At 37.8% G+C, this 23,478-nt stretch carries 22 protein-coding genes; 5 read left to right on the top strand and 17 right to left on the bottom strand.

Annotated features, from left to right (window positions below):
- Positions 1–24: 24 nt before the first annotated feature.
- The 4 genes from MHB51_RS02405 to MHB51_RS02390 all read right to left on the bottom strand — a co-directional run bounded on the left by MHB51_RS02405 (position 25) and on the right by MHB51_RS02390 (position 5,120).
- Positions 25–1,104: an undecaprenyldiphospho-muramoylpentapeptide beta-N-acetylglucosaminyltransferase gene (locus MHB51_RS02405; RefSeq protein ID WP_066162917.1), complete on the bottom strand. Its 1,080-nt coding sequence runs from the start codon at positions 1,102–1,104 to the stop codon at positions 25–27.
- A gap of 521 nt (positions 1,105–1,625) precedes the next feature.
- Positions 1,626–2,411, bottom strand: coding sequence for a CAP domain-containing protein (locus MHB51_RS02400; protein ID WP_107942787.1), 786 nt, complete (start codon positions 2,409–2,411; stop codon positions 1,626–1,628).
- A 199-nt stretch (positions 2,412–2,610) separates the two neighbouring features.
- A complete protein-coding gene (locus tag MHB51_RS02395; protein WP_342558901.1) occupies positions 2,611–3,510 on the bottom strand; it encodes a CobW family GTP-binding protein in 900 nt (299 codons plus the stop codon).
- Positions 3,511–3,617: 107 nt separating this feature from the next.
- A complete protein-coding gene (locus MHB51_RS02390) occupies positions 3,618–5,120 on the bottom strand; it encodes a S41 family peptidase (protein WP_066162910.1) in 1,503 nt (500 codons plus the stop codon).
- Positions 5,121–5,334: 214 nt separating this feature from the next.
- Between MHB51_RS02390 and MHB51_RS02385 the strand changes: the two genes are divergently transcribed.
- The gene (locus tag MHB51_RS02385; RefSeq protein WP_342558900.1) at positions 5,335–5,691 is read left to right on the top strand and encodes a hypothetical protein; all 357 of its coding nucleotides are present in this window, start codon (positions 5,335–5,337) and stop codon (positions 5,689–5,691) included.
- Between the two features lie 110 nt (positions 5,692–5,801).
- On the opposite strand, the gene MHB51_RS02380 is transcribed toward MHB51_RS02385, so the two are convergent.
- The 3 genes from MHB51_RS02380 to MHB51_RS02370 all read right to left on the bottom strand — a co-directional run bounded on the left by MHB51_RS02380 (position 5,802) and on the right by MHB51_RS02370 (position 7,656).
- A complete protein-coding gene (locus MHB51_RS02380) occupies positions 5,802–6,266 on the bottom strand; it encodes a hypothetical protein (RefSeq protein ID WP_342558899.1) in 465 nt (154 codons plus the stop codon).
- Positions 6,267–6,637: 371 nt separating this feature from the next.
- The gene (gene deoD / locus MHB51_RS02375; RefSeq protein ID WP_342558898.1) at positions 6,638–7,342 is read right to left on the bottom strand and encodes a purine-nucleoside phosphorylase; all 705 of its coding nucleotides are present in this window, start codon (positions 7,340–7,342) and stop codon (positions 6,638–6,640) included.
- Positions 7,343–7,431: 89 nt separating this feature from the next.
- The gene (locus MHB51_RS02370; protein WP_066162899.1) at positions 7,432–7,656 is read right to left on the bottom strand and encodes a YozE family protein; all 225 of its coding nucleotides are present in this window, start codon (positions 7,654–7,656) and stop codon (positions 7,432–7,434) included.
- A gap of 68 nt (positions 7,657–7,724) precedes the next feature.
- Here MHB51_RS02370 and MHB51_RS02365 point away from each other — a divergent pair, with 68 nt between their 5' ends.
- Complete coding sequence (locus MHB51_RS02365; RefSeq protein ID WP_342558897.1) at positions 7,725–9,572, top strand: methyl-accepting chemotaxis protein; 1,848 nt, start codon at positions 7,725–7,727, stop codon at positions 9,570–9,572.
- Between the two features lie 50 nt (positions 9,573–9,622).
- Here the strand turns inward: MHB51_RS02365 and msrB are convergent, their stop codons facing one another.
- The 5 genes from msrB to MHB51_RS02340 form a co-directional block, all read right to left on the bottom strand.
- Positions 9,623–10,054 (bottom strand): peptide-methionine (R)-S-oxide reductase MsrB, encoded by a 432-nt coding sequence (gene msrB / locus MHB51_RS02360; RefSeq protein WP_342472421.1) that lies wholly within the window; start codon positions 10,052–10,054, stop codon positions 9,623–9,625.
- A complete protein-coding gene (msrA, locus tag MHB51_RS02355) occupies positions 10,044–10,577 on the bottom strand; it encodes a peptide-methionine (S)-S-oxide reductase MsrA (protein WP_342558896.1) in 534 nt (177 codons plus the stop codon). Before msrA ends, msrB begins: the two co-directional genes overlap by 11 nt.
- Positions 10,578–11,156 (bottom strand): YpmS family protein, encoded by a 579-nt coding sequence (locus tag MHB51_RS02350; RefSeq protein WP_107942792.1) that lies wholly within the window; start codon positions 11,154–11,156, stop codon positions 10,578–10,580. It abuts the gene before it with no gap.
- A gap of 8 nt (positions 11,157–11,164) precedes the next feature.
- Positions 11,165–12,076, bottom strand: a complete 912-nt coding sequence (locus MHB51_RS02345) for a GDSL-type esterase/lipase family protein (protein ID WP_066162894.1) — start codon at positions 12,074–12,076, stop codon at positions 11,165–11,167.
- Between the two features lie 481 nt (positions 12,077–12,557).
- Entirely contained in the window at positions 12,558–13,400 is an 843-nt protein-coding gene (locus MHB51_RS02340) for a DegV family protein (protein WP_107942794.1), read from the bottom strand.
- Positions 13,401–13,594: 194 nt separating this feature from the next.
- Here MHB51_RS02340 and MHB51_RS02335 point away from each other — a divergent pair, with 194 nt between their 5' ends.
- On the top strand, positions 13,595–14,233 hold the full coding sequence (locus MHB51_RS02335; protein WP_342472416.1) for a hemolysin III family protein: 639 nt from the start codon (positions 13,595–13,597) through the stop codon (positions 14,231–14,233).
- A gap of 96 nt (positions 14,234–14,329) precedes the next feature.
- The gene (locus MHB51_RS02330) at positions 14,330–15,163 is read left to right on the top strand and encodes a DUF6612 family protein (protein ID WP_066162883.1); all 834 of its coding nucleotides are present in this window, start codon (positions 14,330–14,332) and stop codon (positions 15,161–15,163) included.
- 271 nt (positions 15,164–15,434) lie between these two features.
- On the opposite strand, the gene MHB51_RS02325 is transcribed toward MHB51_RS02330, so the two are convergent.
- The 4 genes from MHB51_RS02325 to abc-f all read right to left on the bottom strand — a co-directional run bounded on the left by MHB51_RS02325 (position 15,435) and on the right by abc-f (position 20,351).
- Positions 15,435–16,982, bottom strand: coding sequence for a flotillin family protein (locus MHB51_RS02325; protein WP_107942796.1), 1,548 nt, complete (start codon positions 16,980–16,982; stop codon positions 15,435–15,437).
- A gap of 18 nt (positions 16,983–17,000) precedes the next feature.
- Positions 17,001–17,531: a hypothetical protein gene (locus MHB51_RS02320; protein ID WP_066162877.1), complete on the bottom strand. Its 531-nt coding sequence runs from the start codon at positions 17,529–17,531 to the stop codon at positions 17,001–17,003.
- A 102-nt stretch (positions 17,532–17,633) separates the two neighbouring features.
- Complete coding sequence (locus MHB51_RS02315) at positions 17,634–18,449, bottom strand: undecaprenyl-diphosphate phosphatase (protein ID WP_066162872.1); 816 nt, start codon at positions 18,447–18,449, stop codon at positions 17,634–17,636.
- 276 nt (positions 18,450–18,725) lie between these two features.
- Positions 18,726–20,351: an ABC-F type ribosomal protection protein gene (gene abc-f / locus MHB51_RS02310; RefSeq protein WP_066162871.1), complete on the bottom strand. Its 1,626-nt coding sequence runs from the start codon at positions 20,349–20,351 to the stop codon at positions 18,726–18,728.
- Positions 20,352–21,196: 845 nt separating this feature from the next.
- Between abc-f and MHB51_RS02305 the strand changes: the two genes are divergently transcribed.
- Positions 21,197–22,951: a methyl-accepting chemotaxis protein gene (locus MHB51_RS02305; protein WP_342558895.1), complete on the top strand. Its 1,755-nt coding sequence runs from the start codon at positions 21,197–21,199 to the stop codon at positions 22,949–22,951.
- A 79-nt stretch (positions 22,952–23,030) separates the two neighbouring features.
- Here the strand turns inward: MHB51_RS02305 and MHB51_RS02300 are convergent, their stop codons facing one another.
- Positions 23,031–23,456: a GatB/YqeY domain-containing protein gene (locus tag MHB51_RS02300; RefSeq protein WP_342559456.1), complete on the bottom strand. Its 426-nt coding sequence runs from the start codon at positions 23,454–23,456 to the stop codon at positions 23,031–23,033.
- Between the last annotated feature and the right edge of the window lie 22 nt (positions 23,457–23,478).

Raw genomic sequence — 23,478 nt, 5'->3', positions numbered from 1 at the left:
GCCTGCGTCTCTACAGCCTTTGCATTATTTTTCATACTGTGTAATCAGCACAACCATTTCATCTGGTGTTTTAGGTCGCTCAGCATCAGCCATCGCATCAATCATTTCACTTTCATGCTCGACTACATAGTTTAGTGCATCGATAAATGATTGCTTCGTTAAAGCCTCTTCCTCCAACACATGGGCAAATTTTTGTTTTTTAAATAAATTTGCATTTAATATTTGGTCACCACGACTTTTACTTGCGGATAACGGAATAAGTAACATCGGCTTTTGTAGTGCTAGAAATTCAAAAATAGAGTTTGAACCTGCACGAGAAACAACATAGTCTGCTGCATGCAATAAATTAGGCAACTCCGTTGTCACATATTCGAATTGCTTATAGCCTTTTAGAGATGTTAATGATGCATCAACATTTCCCTTACCACATAAATGTATAATATGATAGCGCTCTAGCAGATTGGATAAATTCATGCGCAATGCATCATTCAAAACAACTGAGCCCAAGCTTCCTCCCATAACGAGCAATACTTTTTTCGCTGTTTGCTCGAATTGACAGAGCTCTAACCCTTTTTCTCTAGACCCTTCAAACAATTGCTGTCTAATAATTGAACCTGTGCATGTAGCTTTATCGCTTGGTAAATGCTGCATTGTTTCTTTAAATACAGTAAAAACATGTGAGGCAAACGGTAAAGCTAGCTTATTTGCTAAACCTGGTGTTACATCAGATTCATGTACAACGACAGGAATGTTTGCTAATTTCGCTGCCATTACGACAGGAACAGAAACAAAGCCTCCTTTTGAAAAAATAACAGTAGGTTTTACTTTTCGAATAATCGAAAAGGCTTGCGTGATACCATATAAAACACGAAATGGGTCTGTAAAGTTTTTGACGGAAAAATAGCGACGCAATTTCCCACTTGAAATGCTATGATACTTTATTTCAGGGAAATTACTGCCAATTAACTCTTTTTCTATACCGTCGTAAGAACCAATATAATGAACTTCATATCCCTCTTTCATTAACGAAGGAATAATTGCTTCATTAAGCGACACATGCCCCGCGGTCCCTCCACCTGTTAAAATAATTGTTTGTTGTTTCACATCAATTCCCCTATTCTTTCAAACTTATATTGAATCAATTATACCTTGGCTAGCTCTATTCTGAATTCAGCTTTAGACATACGTTATAGGTCAACCAGTCATTATTGCACGATATGACACTTTTAGACTTTTTAAGAGCTCCTCACTGAATTCCTGCCATCTGCCAGAGGCTTTAACTTCACTTTTCATCCAGTACAATGATTTACAACACCTTATTGTACTATATGCAGCGGAAAAGATATAGATGATATAGGAAATTCAAGGAGTAAATACGGTCAACAAAAGTAAAATAAGAGCCTCTATAGCCATCAAATTTAAAGAAAACCTGTGATTTTTAGATTTGTTCAAATGGCTATGCCCCCTAACTGAAACAATAAGACCGCCTAGAATAAATTATCTTCTAGGCGGCCTTATAATGTAAAACATATTGCGTTAATTTAAAGTTATTTCTAATTTGCGAACATTAGCTAATCGGCGTTGAACAAGTGCCGGCTAAAATTCCCACTAATTTAAGCTTCGCTTTATTTTTGAATAAATTGTTGTGTCCAATAGTTACCATTTTCAACATAACCGACGCCGATATGTGTAAATTGAGCATTTAAAATATTCGCACGGTGCCCTGGTGAATCCATCCATGCTTGAACGACCTCTTGTGGTGTACGCTGACCTTGTGCAATATTCTCCCCTGCACTTTTATACGTAATACCTAGTGCTTTCATACGCTCAAATGGTGAACCAAGTGTTGGGCTTGTATGTGAAAAGTATTTATTGCTTTGCATATCCTGTGATTTTTCACGTGCTGCTGCCATAAGCTTTTCATCCATTTCAAATGGTTTTAAACCAGCGTTTACACGTTCTACATTCGTTAATTTTACAACCTCTTGCTCAAAAGCACTGACTGTTTGGCTTGTCGATGTAGATGGTTTCTCCGTAGTTGGATTTGTATTAGATGGTTTCTCCGTAACCGGTGTTGACGGTACAGTTGGTTTTTCTGTCACCGTATTAGAATCTGCTGGCTTTTCTGTAGACGGTGTTGTCGGTTTTTCTGTAGCCTCGTTTGAATTTGATGGTTTTTCTGTAGTCGGTGCTGTTGGCACAGTGTTCGACCACTTATTCCCTGTTTGCTTGTCCTTCAATGGCATAACTATTTGCCATTTATGATCTGACCATTTATATATTACTTTACAATTTGTTACTTGCTTTACTTGTACTTGCTGCCCATCAGAAACATTTGCTGAAGCAGACGCCATTTGGATTGGTGCTGCTAATAAAAAAGTGGCAAAAACGGCTGTTAATGTTTTTTTCATTTTGCAATTCCTCCTTTACGCTAGTAAGCATACAAGAAAAATTTACGCCATTTTTGACCAAACTTTACCAATGAAACCATAGTGAGCAAAAATTATTGAAAAATCAATGTTTGTTCTTCCGTTTATCAGGTACGATTTGCCATTCTATGAAACAGTTACACTTTAAAAGCTGTTGACACTTTTTAAAATTAGTAGATTTTTAATTACCGATTATTGATATCTCGTTAATATTTTCTCCAATAATAACGAGCTTCGGCTCCATTTTTACGTATTCAGGTAGCCATTGCACCATCCCATATGCATATTGGAATAGCATCGGGTTACGTGCACCGGCAATTGGCACATAGCCTTTCATGCGATAAACGGTTTCAGGCAATGAGCGTAGCCACGCCTCAAACTCCTCCTCGCTAAAGCTTGTCGTAAACTGCACTAAACGTGAGCCCAAATTAAAGCTTTTGCTGATTTTTGCTGGTGTAACCTCATCTTTAGATGGCTGAATCATCGACTGCATTTGCTGTAAAAATTGAATTGGTACTCGACCATTTGTTGTTTGTAATAGCGCGGCATGCGCATTAAAGCTTTGTAACTCGTAAACTACTTGCGCTTGTTCTTCTTCCGACAATAAATCAATTTTATTGGCAAGTAGTATATGTGCATGACGAATTTGTTCCATAAATAGAGAGCGTGCCTGTGGTGATAATGTGGAACGATTTAGCCATAGCTTGCTATCTGCTACAGTTACAATTCCTTTAATATTCAATTGCTCCGCGAATAAAGGAGAAAACACTGCATCTAATGCCTCCACAGGATGAGCTGCTCCTGTCGTTTCAATTAACAATACATCGAATTGCTGGTCAAATAATAATGATTGAATTTGTGCCTCCGTCTTTTCGGCCCCTGTACAGCAAATGCAGCCCTCTAGCATTTCCTTTAATGGAACATCTTTCTCCACCGCCTGTGAATCGAAAGGCAGTTTGCCAAGCTCGTTCATAATCACTGCTGGCTTCAAGCCCTGCTCCTTAAACTGTCGAATCACATCTATTAATAGCGATGTTTTACCGCTTCCTAAAAATCCACTTAATAAATAGACATCTTTCATTATTTCTCACCTCTAGAAAGGGGCTGTCAGAAAAGGTTTTATCCTTCCTAACAGCCCGTTATTTACAAAGAGCGTGTCTCAAAATGACTTTTCAGACACGCTCTTTCTTATTCATCACTTGCTTCTGTCTCTGGCTCCTCACCAATTAGAAGCTTTTTCGCTTCCAATAATTGCGGGTCATCCGTACGAAGTTTCTCGCGTAATGCATCCATTAATGCATATGTTGTTTCTCCAGATAAAACACCTGTATCCTCTAGATTATTCGCTACTTGGAATTGCTTTACTGCTTCTTCAGTTTCTTCATCAAACAGATTGTCGACATTTCCTACCTCGTAGCCTAACACTTCAAGCATTTGCTCGGCTGCATTGACAAGCTTTGAATTCGTTTCTAACTTTAACTCTTGCTTCGGATCAATATAAGGTAATGACGCGTAAGTTGCTGTATCTACATCAATATCCGGTACAATTCCTTTTTCATTAATCCAATTACCATTTGGTGTTAGCCATTTACTAGTTGTAAATTTCAAGTTTGCGCCGTCTGGTAAATCGGTTACTGTTTGCACTGTTCCTTTACCAAACGATGGTTTACCGACGATTTTTGCTCCTGCAGACTCTTGTAATGCGCCTGCTAAAATCTCAGAGGCAGATGCACTGCCCTCATCTATTAGCACTGTGACAGGAATATCATATTTTTTCCCACCTTCTGCAACCATTGCTTCAGGTTCTCCTGTACGACTTTGAATAAGTAGAATTGGCTTGCCCTCTTCTACAAAGAAGTTTGAAATTTCTAATGCAGCCGTTAAATAGCCACCTGGGTTTTGCCGTACATCAAGCACAAGCCCCTTCATTCCTTGCTTCTCAAATGCAGCTAAATTTTGAGCTACCTCTTTCGCTGTTTGCTCACTAAATGATGATATTGAAATATGGGCGATTTTATCCTCTCCCATTTCACCATGCACAGTTTCAATCGGAATATCATCACGCACAATCTTCATTTCAATAGGCTCTTCTCCATCACCACGTTGAATCATTAATGTAACAGATGTACCTTTTTCACCTCGAATACGTAAAACTGCCTCTGAGGCACTTAAACCTTTCAAGCTCTCACCATCAACAGACAAAATTAAATCCTTTGGTAAAATACCTGCTTTCTCTGCTGGTGAATTTTTAATTGGTGACACGACCATTATATAGCCATCTCGCTCTTGGATTTCCGCGCCAATACCCTGGAAGCTAGACGATAGGCTCTCATTAAAGTGTGCTGCTTCCTCTCGGTTCATATAATCCGAATATGGGTCCTCAAGCGCATCAAACATTCCATTAATTGCACCATGAATTACTTTTTCATCATCTATTTCTACATAGTAATTTTTTTTCAGTTCATCAAAAGCATCATAAAGTTGCTTAAATTCTGTACGCTCCACAGGGACTTTTACTTCTACTACCTTTTGCTCCCCGAATGTTAAAGCGAAAATCGTTAAACCAGCTGTTACTAAAATCGTTAGGAACATCAGCATAATAAATTTAAAAGGTTTTATGCTTATGTATTTACCCGCAGGCTTTATAGGTTGTTGCTGAACCTGTTCCTCAGTTCGTTGTTGTTCATCCATTACTTTCACCACTCTCATTTTCCACTATGTACGGCACACTATTCTTATCTTAACAGTTTATACACACTTCGAAAAGATTAGACGTTCATTTTTTTATTTAGTTTCACAATTATAGCAATTTTTTCTTAACATTTATGATTCTCACTTGTTCCAAATATAAGCCCATTATATAGTTTTAATAGGACTTTAAGGAAAGCAATATGGAGGTTTTATTTTGTTCAAAAATTTTCGTGAAGAAATGAAGAAGGAATTGGAAATCGTTCAGGAAGATTTGGCGAAGGATACTTTTAAAGTTTGGCAAATTGACTATAATGGTCACACAATACGCGTTGTTAATGCAATAACAGAAGAAACACTCGCCATCAACAATATCATTGTGGATTGCAAAAAGCGCGACAGCATGTTCAAACAAATCGTTCCATTCGTTAAGCTACAGGGGAACATCGTTGAAGACGATGGTTCTATATCAAAGGTGACAGTAAAACTGGGTGGATTTATGACTTTGAATTGTCTTATTAAAGTCAATGACCATATACTGCTGCAAGAAAAGTATAAAATTTCTCTAAAATAGTGTTTGCTATAAACATAATAAACTTGATTAAAGAAAAAGCCTAGAAGCACCCAAATAATCGAGTTCTCTAGACCTTAAAACTTTTTTCTTATTTAAAAACATGGATTTGCTCATTCTCCCTGGTATTTTTTTGAATAATATTCAAACCCTTGCGAATCTTTAATGATTCGAGGTCCTACTTTTTCAAATTCTAATGTTATCTCATCATCAAGTTTTACATAATATTTTAAACCGTCTGTTGTTATTTCAGCATTTTCATATATTTTTTCGAATCTTGCATGGGGTTCAGCCCCTTCTTTTTCTAATACCATATCTAAAGCGGTTGTATCTGTCGGTAGTTCCTTAAGCCATATCCCACTAATCATTACACCTTCATCTGTCCAAGCAATGAATTGCCCCAGTTTATTTTGGTAAATAATATGATAAAAATCCAATGCATCTGTTGTCATTTCACTATCTATCTTCATTTGTTCTTCATTTGATATATCTTTAGTAGGACCCCCTTCCTCCTCACAAGCCGTTAAAAAAGCACTTAATAGTAGGGTTGACAAAATAATCAAGTATTTTTTCTTCATACTTGCTTTCCTCCTTTCTCAATCACTATATACGTTTTAAAACACAAAAATTTCCAAAATATTTGATTAATTGTGTTGATTTATAAAAATCTCTTACATACAAGTAGATAAGGAGGCTTTAAAAAAGTTAATCTTCTACATTAAATTGTTCGAATTATATCCTCCTTTTTTAACAAAAGGATATCATATACCACTATTTATTGTAAATATTTACTTTTTGGTTATTTATATGTTATTGAGTAAAGTCCAAAATTATGGATATTTATTAGATGCAAATATTTGAATTTTACATAAAAAAAGCAACCGCTGTATTTTAGTCGGTTGCTCTATTTTCTCTTAAATTAAATGCGTCAAAAACGCCGCTATATCAACTATTCCTGAATCGCAGCCTCAAGTGCTACTAGCATCATATCATTAAAAGTCGTTTGACGTTCCTCTGAAGAAGTTGCTTCACCTGTTAAGATATGGTCTGATACTGTTAAAATAGATAGTGCTTGGCGACCATATTTGGCAGCCAATGTGTAAAGTGCAGCTGTTTCCATTTCAACTGCTAATACACCGTAACGCGCTAATTTTTCATTTTGATTTTCCTCTGAATAGAACATATCTGCTGTCATAATATTCCCTACTTGAAGGTTTAAGCCTGCTGCTTGACCAGCATTGTAAGCTTTTAATAATAAATCAAAATTAGCCGTTGGGGCATAATCGATGCCATTGAAAATAATTTCATTCATTTTAGAGTCTGTCGATGCTGCTTGCGCTAAAATAACGTCACGCACCTTTACATCCTTTTGAATCGCACCGCAAGTACCTACACGAATTAATTTTTGTACGCCATACTCTTCCATTAGCTCATTAATATAAATCGAAATAGATGGTACACCCATGCCTGTCCCTTGAACAGATACGCGCTTTCCTTTATAAGTACCTGTATAGCCAAACATATTTCGTACTTCGTTGTAGCATGTAACATCCTCTAAAAAAGTTTCAGCAATATACTTCGCACGTAAAGGGTCCCCGGGAAGTAATACGATGTCAGCAATTTCACCTTGTTTTGCATTAATATGAATACTCATAATTTTGTCCCTCGTTTCATTATTAGTCATTTCACATCATACTTGTTTTACGCTTTTTTCGCAAGGTTAGACGTCTTGCTTTCGTTTTTTTATTCACCATATATCTCCAAATATAAAGACCAAAGCTCATCGAAGGTGGCCGCAGTTAGAATATCATCTCCTTGCATCTCGATATACTGTGATAATTCCTCAAAAGATGTCGACATTTTAGGAAAACTAGTATCACGAAAACATGCCTCCGCAAACTGAGACTTAGCATCATTTGCTTGTCCATCGCGGTATGTTAAAATGTAAGAATAAAAAGACTTTTTCAAAAATTTCTCTCCTTTTCACAAAAATCTACTTCACAAAGTATTAATATATAGGTAAACTTATTAAAGTGATGAATAATTTATCCTATAGAAAGATGGTGACAAATTTGCTATTAAAAAGGAATAAATTGAAAAGGGCTGCACCAATAAAGCTTTTCGCAAAACGAAAAAAAGAAAAGCAGCCAAAAGCACCCGTAGAGAAAAAGAAAAAGGCTAGATTTTATCAGCTTATTCGCGGACGAATATTACTTGTTTTCTCTTTATTATTAGCGATTATTCTCGCCATGGAAGTGCTATCGTATACTAATATTACTAAATTACAAACAAGCTTGCGAGATTTTGCTGATGAAAATTTGCAACAGCAAATTTCAATAAATAATTTAGCAAGCGATATTGCGAAGCTTTCCAGTCATGAGCAGACATTTCTCATTACAGGAAAAGAAGAAACTTTACAACATTACGAGATGGTTAAAGAAAATATTAATACGAATATTGCTGAGCTACAAGTAATTTTGGAGGATTTTGAAGAAGCTTCTAATATTCTAGCTTCAATCAAACAGCTTTATAGCGTTTATTTAACACATTCTCAAAATATGATTGATACACGCACTAAGTATGGCTTTGAAAATGCCCAAAAGCTGATGCATAATGGGGGTGGGCAATCATTAAAAGCATATATTGACGATTATTCGGTCAATTTAATCGATTTATTAGAAAGTAAAAATGAAGAATTGATTAAAGAGCTTGAGCAATATGCAAGCGCCACTAAAATATCATTCTTTACGCTATCAATTATCGCAATGATTTTAACGATTATATCTGGCTACATATTGTTTAAATCAATTCGACGTAACACGCACTCTATCAATACATCTATTTTAGATATTGCGAGTACTGGTGGCGATTTAACACGACGTGTACGTGTTAAAACAAATGATGAATTTGCGCAAATTGCTGACTCAACAAACACATTAATCCATTCAATTTCTACACTTGTAAAGCGCGTTTCTGGCTTAGCAGAAAATGTTTCTGCAAGCTCTCAGGAACTGATGGCAGCAGCAGATGAAAACGCAAGAATGATTGATTCCATTGCGCATTCTACGCAGGATATTGCAAATGATAGCAATACAATTATTAAGCGAATGGGACAAGCTGCCCAAGATATGCAATTGCTTGAGCAATCGATGCGTGACTTAAATGAAGGTGCAACAGAGGTTCATCAAGCCTCTGAGGAAATGCGTATTGTAGCAAATAACGGTAGCAAATCTGTTAACCATTCTTCAACAGTGATGATGGACATTGAAGAAACAATGGCGAATACAACAATGACTGTTGAAGCACTTGGAAAAAAATCTGGAGAAATTACTTCTATTATTAGTACGATTACAGGTATTGCAGAGCAAACAAACCTGCTTGCACTAAACGCAGCCATCGAAGCTGCACGAGCTGGTGAGCACGGGAAAGGCTTCGCTGTCGTAGCAGATGAAGTGCGTAAACTAGCGGAACAATCGCAAAAAGCGGCACTTGAAGTAACCGGTATCATTTCTTCCATCCAAACAGAAGTAAAATCAATTATTGCGCAAAATCATGATGGTGTGCAATCTGTTATTAAAGGCGTAGAAGTTGCAAATGAAACGAATGATTCTCTTGATAAAATTTTAAAACAAACAGAACGAACAACAGAAATTATTGCTCGTATGGTAGAGAAAATAAATGTGACATTAGACTATAGCAACGCAGTGAATACTTCCTTTGTTGAAGTAAATGCGATTGCAGAGCACACAGCTTTCAGCACAGAAACGAGTGCTTCTGCAGCAATGCAAGGCTCTGCATCAATGGAGGAAATTAACGCAGCCGCTTCTGAATTAGCGAAGCAGGCAGACGATTTACGCAATGTTGTTGGAGAGTTCAAAGTATAAAAAACGTCCGAAAAGCACTGCTTTTCGGACGTTTTTACCGTCTACTATCACTACTCAAACAAAGCTTTATATTTACCGTAGCCCTGCTCCTCCAGCTCCGCGATTGGGATAAAACGCAATGCCGCCGAATTTATACAATAGCGCATGCCTCCTAAATCCTTCGGTCCATCTGGGAAAACATGTCCTAAATGGGAATCCGCTGTTTTACTCCGAACTTCTACACGTCGCATGCCATGCGATGTATCAAAATGCTCTGTCACTTCCTGTTCCTCTAACGGTTTTGCAAAACTTGGCCAACCGCAGCCTGCATCGAACTTATCAAGCGAAGAAAATAGCGGCTCACCCGAAACGATATCAACGTAAATCCCCTGTTCAAAATGCTGGTCATATTCATTGCGATAAGGTGGCTCTGTCCCCTGCTGTTGCGTTACATAATATTGCATTTCATTTAATTCCTTCAATCGCTGCTCTTTATTTATCATATCCATCACCCCAATGTTTTTCTCTGAATGCGACGCGCCCTGAGCCTACTGCATAGCGCTCATAATGCGCAGGATTTTTCTGATAATAATGCTGGTGGTATGCCTCTGCTGCATAAAAAGGCTTTGCGGGTAAAATTTTCACTGCAATGGGCGCAGCAAACTTGCTAGAGGCTTGCAAGGCGGCCTTAGAGCACTCAGCTATTTCACGTTGCTCCTCACTATGATAGAAAATCGCAGTTGTGTACGATTCCCCTCGGTCATAAAATTGTCCCCCTGCATCAGTTGGGTCTATAAGCGTCCAATATAGCTCCACAAGCTCTTCATAGGAAAATAACGCTGGATTGAAGGAAATTTGGACCGCTTCTAAATGCCCTGTCGTTTCAGAACAAACCTGCTCATATGTCGGGTTTTCCACATGTCCACCTGTGTAACCTGAAACAACGGATTCGATTCCTTCTACTTCATCAAATGGCTTTACCATACACCAAAAGCAGCCACCTGCAAACGTTGCATATTCTAACATTTATTTCACCTCTTCTGCCGGAATTATGATTTCTAATAATATTTTATCATTTTTCAAATCAATTTCTTTAGCACGAACTCTCGAGCCAGAAGCAATATTGATTCGCGATAAATCAACGTAAATTTCCTCCTCATTCGGTCTAACAATCATCCAGCTCGGAAATTCAATCGCATCTTTCATGAGCTTTAGCACAGTCGATGGTGGAATATTTAATTTTCCTACATTTACCTCTGTTTGCTTTAGACGTATGTTACCATCGCTGACAATAGGCTCAAAATCCATCGAAATAGGAACTGTAATACCGAAGACAATTAACTCACTAAATAACTGTACTTGCTCGTTTACTTCTATTTCTACAGGTACCGGTGATTTCTCTAACGGCCCTTTTCCCATATATTTTTTAGCGATTGCTTCAAATTCTTTTGCCGTTGTTTGAACCGTTAGCACATGCCCAGTTATTTGTTGCTGTTCTGGAATTGCTTTTCCTTCTACTTTCGAAGTCGCCAAATAAACGATAAAAACAATTGAAAAAATAACCGCTCCTGCAAGTAAAAAAAAGGCGACTTTCCATTTATTCATCTATTGTATCACTCCTCAAATCCAATCAAGCCATCCGTCATTTCTTCAATACCACATGCCGTCATTGCGGATACAATGCGCTCTGTCATTCGCTCATAACCTCTAGAATTAGGATGGAAAAAATCTGTATGGTACACTAAATCCTCATTCGTATGAAACAGGTCCATTACAGGGACAAAGCACGCGTTCCCATCCTCTTCTGCTAACTGGATAATTTCATTATTCCATTCTACAATAATTTCTTCAAATGGAGTGATTTCATCTACGACAATCGAGAAAGGGTTATAAAAACCAATTAAAATGAGGGGGGCTTCTGTATTTTTAGCACGAATTCTTTTAATAATTTGCTCGTAATTATTTTTAAAATTTACCTTTTCCTCATCAAACATCTCTTTCTTTAAAGAAAAGATATCCGTCTTGACTACTTTCATGACATCATTACCACCCATTGTTATCGTAACCAAATTGGCGGTTGCTAATTCCTTATCATAATGCCCTTTTTCAAGAAGTGCCAACAGTTGCTCACTGCGACGCCCTCTTTTCCCTCGATTATCTAATGTTACAGATGCAATTGCAGGCCATTTCTCAAGCCTTTCAATCAAACGTTCAGTAAATCCTTGACGTTTATATTCATCGCCCACGCCGTCCGTTAAAGAGTCTCCTAGTGCAATATACTCTATATCCTTTGCATCTATTTCCTTTCGGCTCAGCCAGTCTAATTGAAAAATTTCACTGAGCTTATCTACAATGCTTTCCCTTTTCACTTGTTCAATATAAAGGGCATCATCTATTGGTAATGGTACATTCGACGTACCAAGCGATTTCTCATACTCTTCCTGCGTTATATCGGACTCATCCACCGTCACTGAGCAAGCAGCTAGTAATAAGCAACAACATAACACACTAACAAACAGCCTCATTCGTTCTTCTTCCCTACCAATCTTTAAATATTAAAACTACTATTTTTAACTTATGTATAGTTCATTATAAAGGATATGACGAAAACAAACACGGGAGGGCATCCAACATGCCGTGCGCAGACGTCATATTCGATGCTGTCAGTGGTGTTTCTTCCAAAAATCCACTCGAAGAAAATAGCAAAAGGATTCATTGAAGATAGGATAAACAGCCGGTTTAATGGATTTTCTTCTAAGTAGCAGAAATTAAACTTTCACTGCACACACTAAATGGAAACATCCGTTAAGGTCATTTTATGTTGACATTGTATTGAAAGAATGATTTTCTCCTCTTTTTTACTTAGAAGAAACACCACTAAAGTCAGTACTTCTGTCAATTCTAAAGAAAGCTCTCTATTGTCATAAGCAAACATTTTATCAAAACACCAACGAAAGCGTCCAAAATGTCGGCTTCTGCACGGCATTTTGGACGCCACTTCTAGTCCTATTCCGCAAAATAAATAAAGCCAATTGCCCCTGGACCTGTATGTGTACTAATAATTGGTGAAGTAAATGCAATTTCTGCATTATCAAAGCCTGTGGATTTAATTAAATCCAACAACGGCTGTCCCATCGTCTGTAACCCACCTGCATGTGAAAGACCTACACCTTTAACTGTTTTACCAGCAGTATCTTCTTGGAACTGTTTAAATAAATAATTGACGACTTGTTTATGACTACGTGCTTTTGATACAGGTGTATATTCTCCGCCCTCTAAGCTAGCGATTGGCTTAATATTTAATAATGAACCAATCATCCCCTTGCCTTTACCGATACGGCCACCTTTAATTAAGTTTTCTAGCGTATCAACAACAACATATAAGTTCGTATTCTCACGCACTACATCTAAGCGCGCTACAATATCCTCCATTGAAGCGCCTTCATCGCGTAAGCGAATCGCTTCACGGATTTGGAATGCTAGACCAAATGCAATAAAGCGTGAATCCACAACTGTCACATCTGAAGTCGTCATTTCAGCAGCTTGTCGAGCAGATTGAACTGTGCCACTCATACCACCTGTCATATGAATTGATAAAACTTGGTCGCCATCTTTTCCAAGCTCGTCGTATAGCTCTTTAAATTTCCCAGGTGCAGGCTGTGAACTTTTTGGGAGCTCAGATGAACGTTTCATTATATCCATAAATGTGATAGGTTCTATATCTATCCCATCTACATATGTATTTTGTCCAATTGAAATTGTTAATGGCACAACATGTATGCCATGTTTCGTAATTTCCTCTTTCGTTAAATCACACGTTGAATCAGTTACAATATGAATTCGTCCCACTAATGACACATCCTTTATATTCTTCTTTCCTATTATAAGTAACTTGAATTACTACTGTAAAGGTGACAAATGTAATCACTATTCATTGATAATTGTCTTTTTTCCATATGACATATTGTAGTTACAACTAATGACAAATATGTCTGTCTAAAAAATATCTATTTTACTATAGTATTTAACAAGGAGTGATTTCAATGCAAAACATCGTTTTCGATTACAAATCAAAAAATGAAGAGCTATGGAATGCAATTACACATGGTATTGGCTTATTTATTAGCATCCCTGTTTGTGTCGTTCTTATTTTACAAGCTATTGCAACAGGCGGCGTTGTCGAAGTCGTCTCATACAGTATTTTTGGGGCATCGCTTATCATATTATTTTTAAACTCTACACTACTACATAGCATGCCTTTACGCTTTAAACGCCTTTTTGCAATTCTTGACCATTCAGCTATCTATATTTTAATCGCTGGAACGTACACACCGTTTTTAGTCGTTATTTTAGATGGCGTTTTAAGCATTACATTATTATGTATTATTTGGGGTATTGCGATATTTGGGGTCGTTTTTAAATGTTTATTTATTCATCGCTTCGAGGCATTTTCTTTAGGCCTGTATATCGCAATGGGCTGGCTCATCATTTTTGTGATAAAGCCGGTTTATGCATTTTTACAATTGGAAGGCTTTTTATTGCTGCTAGCAGGTGGACTGTTCTTTACATTCGGCGCTATTTTCTACGCTTGGCATCGACTCCCTTACAATCATGCAATTTGGCATCTTTTCGTTATCGCAGGCTGTGCTTGTATGGTAGGATGTGTGCTATTTTATTTGTAAATAACAGGACTTTTCTATCAAAAAACGGCTTTCTTGAAACTTTTACTAGAAAAAACAGTATAAATAGTATTCAAGTATAAAGGAGCTGTAATACAAATGCAGAAAAAAATGTTGTTAGCATTAACTGGTGTAGCAGTTATTGCTGCCGGCTGTAGCACAACGGCGACACCGAAAGAAAATACGACTGAAAAAAGCGATTTATCACTAGAAGAGGTATTTACAAAGAGTGTTGAGAGACAAAGTGAAATTCAAAGCTTTAATGCAACAATTACAATGACACAAGTAATGGATATTGGAGATGGCTCAAAAGCCGATACAACAGCTAATTTAAAAATGGGTGCAGTAAAAGAACCTATGCAATTTTTTGTTGATGGTTCAATTTCCATGACAGAACAAACAAATGGTGAAAAATTCGATATGCCACTCAAAATGTATATGACTGCTAATGATGGTTTTTATGCTTACGACAGTGCATCAGAAACATGGTTAAAGCTGCAGCAGGAAGCTTCATTAGAGGAATTACTAAATCAAGCAGGCGTGCAAGCAGATGCTTCTGAGCAACTAAAATTGTTAGAAAAATATGCTGATGACTTTACATTTGAGCAAACGAATAATGAATATATTTTAACGCTAAATGCTAGCGGCGATAAATTTAAACAATTAATCGAAGAGCAAATAGCAATGACAATGCCCGATGCGCCTGTTGAACAATTAGAAAATCTATCTTTTGATGACACTACTTATCAATTAACGATTGATAAAAAGACGTATGATATGAAAGAAATGAAGATGGATATGATTATTACAATGGAAATGGAAGGCATAACAGCGAAGATTGACCAGAAATCAACAACAAAATACGAAGATTTTAATAATACAACGATTACAATTCCTCAAGAAGCACTAGATAACGCGCAGGAAGTACAGTAAAACTACAATTAATAAGACTAGTTATTAGCTTTTATTCATTCTTCTTGACTTTTTAAGCCTTGGGAAAAATAATACGTTGCGAAAAGTTTCTATTATTTTTCCTAGCTAATGATAGCGGCTTAGGCCCTTTTGAAAAGGGCTTAAGCCGTTTTTATTTACACAAATAGAAAGAAGTCGTGTGACAATTTATTTTGGCTAACGCAAAAATATTTAATATAGATACAAAGGGCTGTTCGAAAAGGTATATACTTTTCCAACAGCCCTTTATTTTTTACTCTTCTGTTACTACTGTTTCAGATTTTTCTTCTTTTTGTTGTACCGATGTTGGCACTGCTACAGGCATTTGCTGTGCGTATTGTTTGACAGCGCTTTTGCCCACATATGCTTCAATTAATTCTTTAACATCAATGCCTGATGAAGCTTTTAATGTTTCCTGCAAGGAACCCATTAAATTTGTTGCGTACGAAGTAACTTTATTTGCTCCTCCGCCTTCTCCACCGCCAGTATCAACAACTGTAATTTTGTCGATATTCGCTAATGGACTTGCCACTTGCTTCGCATATTCTGGCATCATGCGTACAATCATATCTAACACAGCCGCTTGACCATACTGCTCAAATGCTTCGGCGATTTTTTGCTTCGCTTCAGCTTCGGCTAAACCGCGCAGGCGAATAATTTCAGCTTCAGCCGTACCTTGTGCACGCTCCGCATCTGCCTTTGCTAAACCGTCAAGACGAATACGCTCTGCTTCCGCTTGAGCTTGTGCTTCAATACGATATTTCTCCGCATCTGCCTGCGTTAGCTGCTTCATTTTCTCTGCTGCTGCTTGCTGCTCAATCGCATAGCGCTCAGCATCCGCCTTTTTCTTCACTTCCGAATCATATTGACGCTCACGACGTAAAATCTCACGTTCCTCAAGCTCAATTTGCTTTTGACGCTCAATAATTTGTACTTGCATTTCCTGCTCTGTAACTTCCTGCTTCGCGCGAGCTGTTTCTAACTCATACGCTTGGTCTGCTCGTGCTCGTGCTATATCTTGCTCGCGGCGATATTCTGCAACCTTTAATTGATTATCCTTTTCCGCTTCGGCGATTTCTGTTGCACGTGCTAGCTCAGCCTTTTGTGCCTCTTGATCCGCTTGTGCACGTTTAATACGTGTTTCTTTATCTGCCTCTGCTGTTGCAATATCCGCATCGCGCTTTACTTGTGCAATACGTGGTTTACCCAGTGATTCAAGGTAACCATTTTTGTCACGTACATCTTTAATTGTAAAAGATACGATAACAAGACCCATTTTCGCTAAGTCCTGTGATGCCACACGTTGTACTTCCTGTGAGAATTTATCACGATTTTTATAGATTTCCTCTACTGTCATCGAGCCTAAAATCGAACGTAAATGTCCTTCTAATACTTCACGTGCTTCCATTTCACGCTCATGCTTTTCCTTGCCTAAAAATTGTTCTGCTGCTGTAGCAATTTCAGAAATGGAACCGCCAATTTTGATAATTGCTGTACCATCTGCCATAACTGGTACACCTTGCTCTGTATACACTTCTGGTGTCGTCACATCTAATTTACTTGATAACAGGCTTAATGGCTCTGCTTGTTGGAATACCGGGAATACGAATGTACCGCCCCCGCGAATAATTTTGATACGGTTTCCAGTCTCATCAGTGTGGACATTTTTTGAACCTAAGTAGCTCCCTGTTACAATTAATGCTTCGTCTGGGCCTGCTGTACGATATTTTGCCACATAAATCCCTAAAAATATAAGAATAATAACTACGACAACCCCAATAATACCTAAAGTTTCAATCATTGTTTTTCCTCCTTTAAACTATGCATTCGTAAAACCTTTGTCATAAGATGTCACAAAAGCTGTTCCTTCTTTTACTTCGATAATCAAGACTTTCATGTCATAAGGAATTTCTTCACCTTGGTAGCTTGCTGCTCGCTTTGAAATAATACCATTAACTGATTCGATAACAATTTCACCAAAGCCATCTATTGGTATTGGTACAATAACCTTCGCTGTTTGCCCTTCCAATGAGGCATCTGTATAAACGAGCGATACCTCCGCTGAACGCAGTGGCACGAGAAGGAAAAAATACAGTAACGCTGTTAAAATAGCCGCAATAATTAAGGCGATGATGAAAGCAACAATGCTCGCTAACGATGTAAAGCGCTCAAGTAAATAACCGCCCGCTGCCGTTACCGAAATAAAGGTAAGAATCACGGCTGGATCAAAATAGGGAATACCTTCAGCTACGCCATCCGCTAAATCAGCAAATACCAAATAGAGCAATGTACAACTCCCGATGACAATTAACACTGTCAAATAAACTGCTGTGAGTGAAAATCCAAACAACTAAATTCTCCTCCTTCCTTATGTATTACCTTATTTACGAATAACTTCCATTAAAGTTTCGAAATAATAAAAAAATATGCAGACAATATGTATGCTCATACTTTAATAAAAAATTAACAATAATGCACCAACAATGAAGCAATAATATGAAAAGTAAGCTAGTTTTCCATTTTTCATAATGCCCATAAACCATCGCATTGCAAAATAAGTCATGAGCATTGTTGCAATAAATGTCGCAACATAAGGAATAATAAGCGCTTGTTCAGCAGGGTGTTCGATAAAATCCTTTACGCCTAATACAACACCACCTAAGCTAATTGGAATATATAGCATAAATGAAAAACGCAAAGCTGTATCCTGCTTCATCCCTACAGCTAACGAGGAAATAATCGTTGCCCCAGAACGGCTTATCCCTGGCATTAAAGCAACCGCCTGCCCACATCCAACAATAATGGCATCTTTTAATTTTAAATCACCATCGCGCTTAGTTCCACGTAAATTTCGGATTAACCAAAGGGCGATCCCCGTAATAAAAAGCGTAATCGCAATCGTCGTCATGCTCGAATTTTCTGCGATAACATCACTTAAAAGCACACCAAGCACGCCCGCTGGAATCGTACCGACGATAACAAACATTGAAAATTTAAAATCTGATAGGTAACGTTTCTCTTTCGTTTTTAAATACTGCAATGAATGCGTGATAAGACGTGCAATATCTTCACGAAAAATATAACAAATGGCGATGAGTGATGCAGTATTTGTTAAAATCGCAAATGTAAAGCCTTGCTCCCCCATCCCAAGTAGCTCACTAGCAATCATAACATGACCGCTTGATGAAACCGGAATTGGCTCCGTAAATCCTTGTACTAAACCAATAATAATGTGCTTAATCAAAACAATAAAATCGAAATTTTCCATAATACACTCCTTCTCAATCGTTTACATACTTTGTTGCTGGTGCTTGCTAAAATTGATAGGTTCAACTAACACTTTATGTTACACAAAAAAACGATATTCTTAAAGTACAAGCTGTAATGAAATAGAAAAAAGGGCGTGTCTAGAAAGTTATTTTAAGACACGCCCTCGCGATTCAATCTTAGAACACCGCGTTCTGTAGCAACGGCTGAGTGACTAATATTATGGCGGTACAAAGTCGAAGCTAGGCTAAAGTTAGCCAAGGTATAATTGACTATATTAGCTCTTTTTCAATGCATTTATTTCTTTTGTTAACTCGTTGAAGCGCTTGTCGAGCTCCATATACTGCGTAGAATTCGGTTTAGCAAGACTTAGTTTTCCTAGTATCGCCTGCCGCTCTGTTTCAAGTGCCAATAATGAGACACTCGTATTTTGTTGAATTTCTTGTTTTATTGTATTTTTACTTAGCACGCCATCTTGAATGACTAGCTGCTCGCTCGTAATTTGCTGTAAGAAATAATGGTCATGCGAGACCGCAATAATGGTTCCTGAAAATTGCTGCAATGTTGCTTCTAGCTGTTCTCGCGATTCAATATCTAAATGGTTTGTCGGCTCATCTAATAGTAAAACATCTTTATTTTGCAAAATAAATTGCATGAGCTTGAGTTTGACCCGTTCCCCCATACTCATTGTGGCAATTGGATTTTGCCAGTGCATCGCTGTAAAGCCAAGCTGCTTCATTAAATGCTGGACTTCACTTCTTGCTTCAAATGTTTCACGATAGAAAACTTGTGCAGGTGTTTGCTCTAAAGGTAAATCAAAAACATTTTGTGATAAATAGCCAATAGATGCAGTTGGTGATAACCAAAGCTTGCCCCTATAAGTCTCCTTGCCCATGATCATTTGTAAAAAGGTCGTTTTGCCCGCACCATTCCTGCCAACTAACGCTACTTTTTCACCATGCATAACTGTAAAATGTTGACTGCTAAATAGTAGCTTGTTCGCTAGACATTTTTCGATTCCTGTCACCTCTAAAAATCGCTTGCCACGCTTCGTTGTTGCATTTATTTCAAATTGCACCTCATATGGCTTAGCTATCTGCTCCACCTTCGCTACCCTTAGCTCCTGCTCTAAACGCTTTCTTTTCGATTTTATTTGGGCATCTGTACGCTTGGCTTTCACTCGATGATATTCTTTAAAGCCTTCCTGCTTAGTGGATGCAGCATGTGCCTTATTTGACCAATTGGTTAAATTCGTTAATTGCCCTTCAATGCGCTCAATCTTTTTTTGCTGTTGCTCATACGCATGCTGCTGCGCCTTTCGTTCATCTGCTCTCACTTTTTTATAATGCGTATAGTTGCCGTTATAAGTCGTAATTTTAGTATTTTCAATTGCCCAAATTGTTGTTGCCACTTGATCTAAAAATGCACGGTCATGTGAAGCGACTAAAATCGTCCCTTTATATGCCTTTATTTGCTCAATTAATAGCTCGATACTTTCTTTATCTAAATGGTTCGTTGGTTCATCTAATAGCAGCACATCCTTTGCCTTCGAAAAACCATAGGCTAAGCGTAATTTCAGCTTCTCTCCACCGCTTAATGTTGCATACTCATTAGAAGGTACGTGCCATTTTGCTAATAGCTCCGCCTCCCCGCTATACTGTTCATCATACGTTTCTTGCTCCTGCACGATATATACAGGCTCAACAGGGCGTTGCCATTGTAGTACACCTGCACTTTGCCGAAGCTCTCCATTTAATAAATGCAGCAGGGTAGATTTACCAGCACCGTTTTTTCCTACGATGCCGACAATTTCCCCTTCAATAAGTGATAGGCTTACATTTTGCAGTAAAATAGCCTGCTCTAATTCAATCGTTACATCATGTATTTTCAATAGTTCCATAATAGAAACTCCCCCTTTAATATAGGGAGAATCAATTTCGTTGCGATTCCAGCAATCCTAAAATTACTATAGCTGATTTTTCAAAATCAGTCTGAATGTATACGAAAAAAATCCTCCCATAATTTTGGAAGGATTAGTCGCCAATCGCTGATGCTGCCAACATCGCTCTATAGATTTTAAAGCAGGCTTGCATCAAAATCCATAGGGCTGCTCTTGCTTTACATAATTGTAAAGCTAATAAGCTTGTCACCTATGTGAAAACATTAGTTTCCAGCATGTTTATTTGAAAATGGGCAGACTAATCCTGTTTTTTTCATGTTGAATTATTCATCATGATTAAAAAATCAGGTTAGTTTAACATCGGCCACCCATCTTCCTTTCTCATTCAAAGTAGTAACAGTATAGCATAATGAAAAACGTTTGTGCACCTAATTTTAACTTCTTTCAGCAATTTTTGCGGCGACGAGTAACCGCATGAGCAAATTCCTTTTGTACCGATAGCAAGATGACTTCTCGCCACCTCTATAAGTGTTGATTCAGCCTTGATAAAGAGGCACTCAGTCTAAAACAAGTACATGCTAAGATAACAACAGAGTAGCAACACCATGTTCCCCGCGGATGTCATAAATTTTGAAGGGAGGTCTGCGCAGCGCAGGTCAATTTGTCGTGACGGCTTTAGGTTAACTTCCAGTAAACAGCTAAAAAAATATGGACGCAATTCTTCGCTTGAGCTACAGGCTCTTCTCAACCTTTAAAAACATTTACTCAATCAAAAAAACACTTCGCTAAAAATAGAATGAGTATGTTACTATCAAAATATAAAGCCTAACTTAAAGGAGCGAACTTTTATGCAGCATTGGTCAATTCGTATCAAAATAGGTTTATTATTTTTTATTCCTATCATCATTCTTACTACGATACTCATTCTAAACATGCTTTTAAACCAACAGAACTTTAATGCATTAAAAACACTATTATATGACAAAGTGTATACTGCTGAAACAAGCTTAATTGAGGCAGATCGTGATTTATATCAAGCCCATTTAGCTATTATTCGCATGCTAGAAAGTACAAGCACTCAAAATTATGAGACCGAATATGCTAGCTATGAGGAAAATATTGAGCAAGTATCAAGTCGAGTGCAAACGGCATTCCAGCTTTTACAGGAAACAGAGGCTTTTACTACATTAATACATGAGCAGTCTGGACAAACAATGGAACAGAGCTTTAATGATTTTCATGAAAGCTTCACCCTTTGGCAAAGTCAGCTTGCCCCTTCTATACAGCAAATGCAATCAATGAATAGCTTCGCGCGTAACAGTATATATGCAGCAATTGAGCAGATTGATGTAACTTTTGAAGCAGCACGTAGCAATTTGGATGAAATTGAGCAATTAATAAACATTAACGCACAGCAATCAATGGATAGCTTAAATGCTATGAACAAGCAAAACAATCTAATTATTATCGCTACTTTAGTCATTATAATGGGCGTCATTATTTTCATTGGTGTGAATTTAATCTCAAAAATTGTCCATGTTATTTCAACAATTATGCGCGAAACAGAGGAAATTGCGAAGGGTCATCTTTCGGAAGAGACCGTACAGTTTAACCGTCGTGATGAATTAGGCAAGCTTGCCGATTCTGTCAACACAATGAAGGAATATTTACGTACACTCGTACTGTCAGTTGACCGTGCAGCAGAAGATGTTGTCGAAACGTCCAATGTTGTTAGTGCCGTCGTTGAAGAAACAACCGTTTCGATTGAAAATATTTCAAATGCGATTCATGATATGGCAAAGGGGGCTTCTCAAGGGGCTATTGATGCAGAAACGACAAACGAAAAAGTACAAGAGGTCTCCTATCAGGTTGAACTTGTTTCCGACGTGACTAGCAGCATGCTGGAGCAATCACATGAAGCGACGACTGCTAGCGAAGAAGGAATGAAGCAAGTAGCACAGCTACGTGAAACTGCAAACGCTTCCACAAAAGTGTTATCTGAAGTGCATGAGGTAATGAGTGAATTGCTTACAAAGGTAACGAGTATTGATACTGTAATTGATGTCATTTCTAGCATCGCAGACCAAACAAATCTACTTGCATTAAACGCTAGTATTGAATCGGCTCGTGCTGGTGAGCATGGTAAAGGCTTTGCAGTTGTTGCAGATGAAGTAAGAAAATTAGCTGAAGAATCCGCAAGTGCAGCTACACAAATTCGCGAAACGATTCAGCTTATGCTAAAGGAATCAACAAATGCTTCCAATGCTTTAAAGCAAACTCAAATGATTACAAGCAAACAGGAGCAAGTAACAAGCGAAACAGAACACGCTTTTAAAACAATTTATCAAGCGATTGAAACGATACAGCATTCTATTTCAGAAGTATCACAAGGTATGCGCAATATTTCATCCTTGCAAAATGATACAGCTACTGCTATCGAAAGCATGACAGCCATTACAGAACAAACTGCTGCCACAACAGAGGAAATTTCGGCTTCTGCTGATGAACAAAATAGAGCAATCGAAAGCGTTGCCCACTCCGCGGATGAGCTACAATCATTAAGCAAGGAACTCAAAAATATTTTGAGCAAATTTTCATATTGAAAATCTGATTTCTATTAATGAAAAAAATCGGCTGTTTAAAAAGCACTGCACTCGCCATGCTTTCTAAACAGCCTTCAAATTATATTAAGCTTTTAACAACTTTCGACATTAATGCACCATCAGCTTTCCCTGCTAAAAGTGGCTTAGCAATTTTCATTGCCTCCCCCATATTCATGCCTTTGACAATCCCTGCCGCAGTTAACTCCGCAATGATTTCCTCTTCCGTTAATTGCTTAGGCAAGAAACGTTTTAAAATTTCCAACTTTGTTTGCTCTTTCTCTATCAAGTCTTCTCTACCTGCTGACTCTGCACCTTCTAAAGCTTGATTCGTTTGCTTTATTTCACGGTTAACAATAGCAATTTCCTCTTCTTGTGTTAATTCGTTTCCCTTTTCCTTCTCTGCAAGGTCTAACGCAGATTTAACAAGTGTTAGTACGCCTTTCGCTACTACATCCTTTTCTCTCATTGCTACTTTTAATTGTTCAAAAACAATTGTTTTTAACATCATTTATCGCTCCTTTTCTTTC

Source organism: Metasolibacillus sp. FSL K6-0083 (assembly GCF_038630865.1).
Lineage (GTDB): Bacteria > Bacillota > Bacilli > Bacillales_A > Planococcaceae > Metasolibacillus > Metasolibacillus fluoroglycofenilyticus.
The sequence above is the reverse complement of the archived record's forward strand: the minus strand, read 5'-3'. Positions and strand labels throughout refer to the sequence as shown.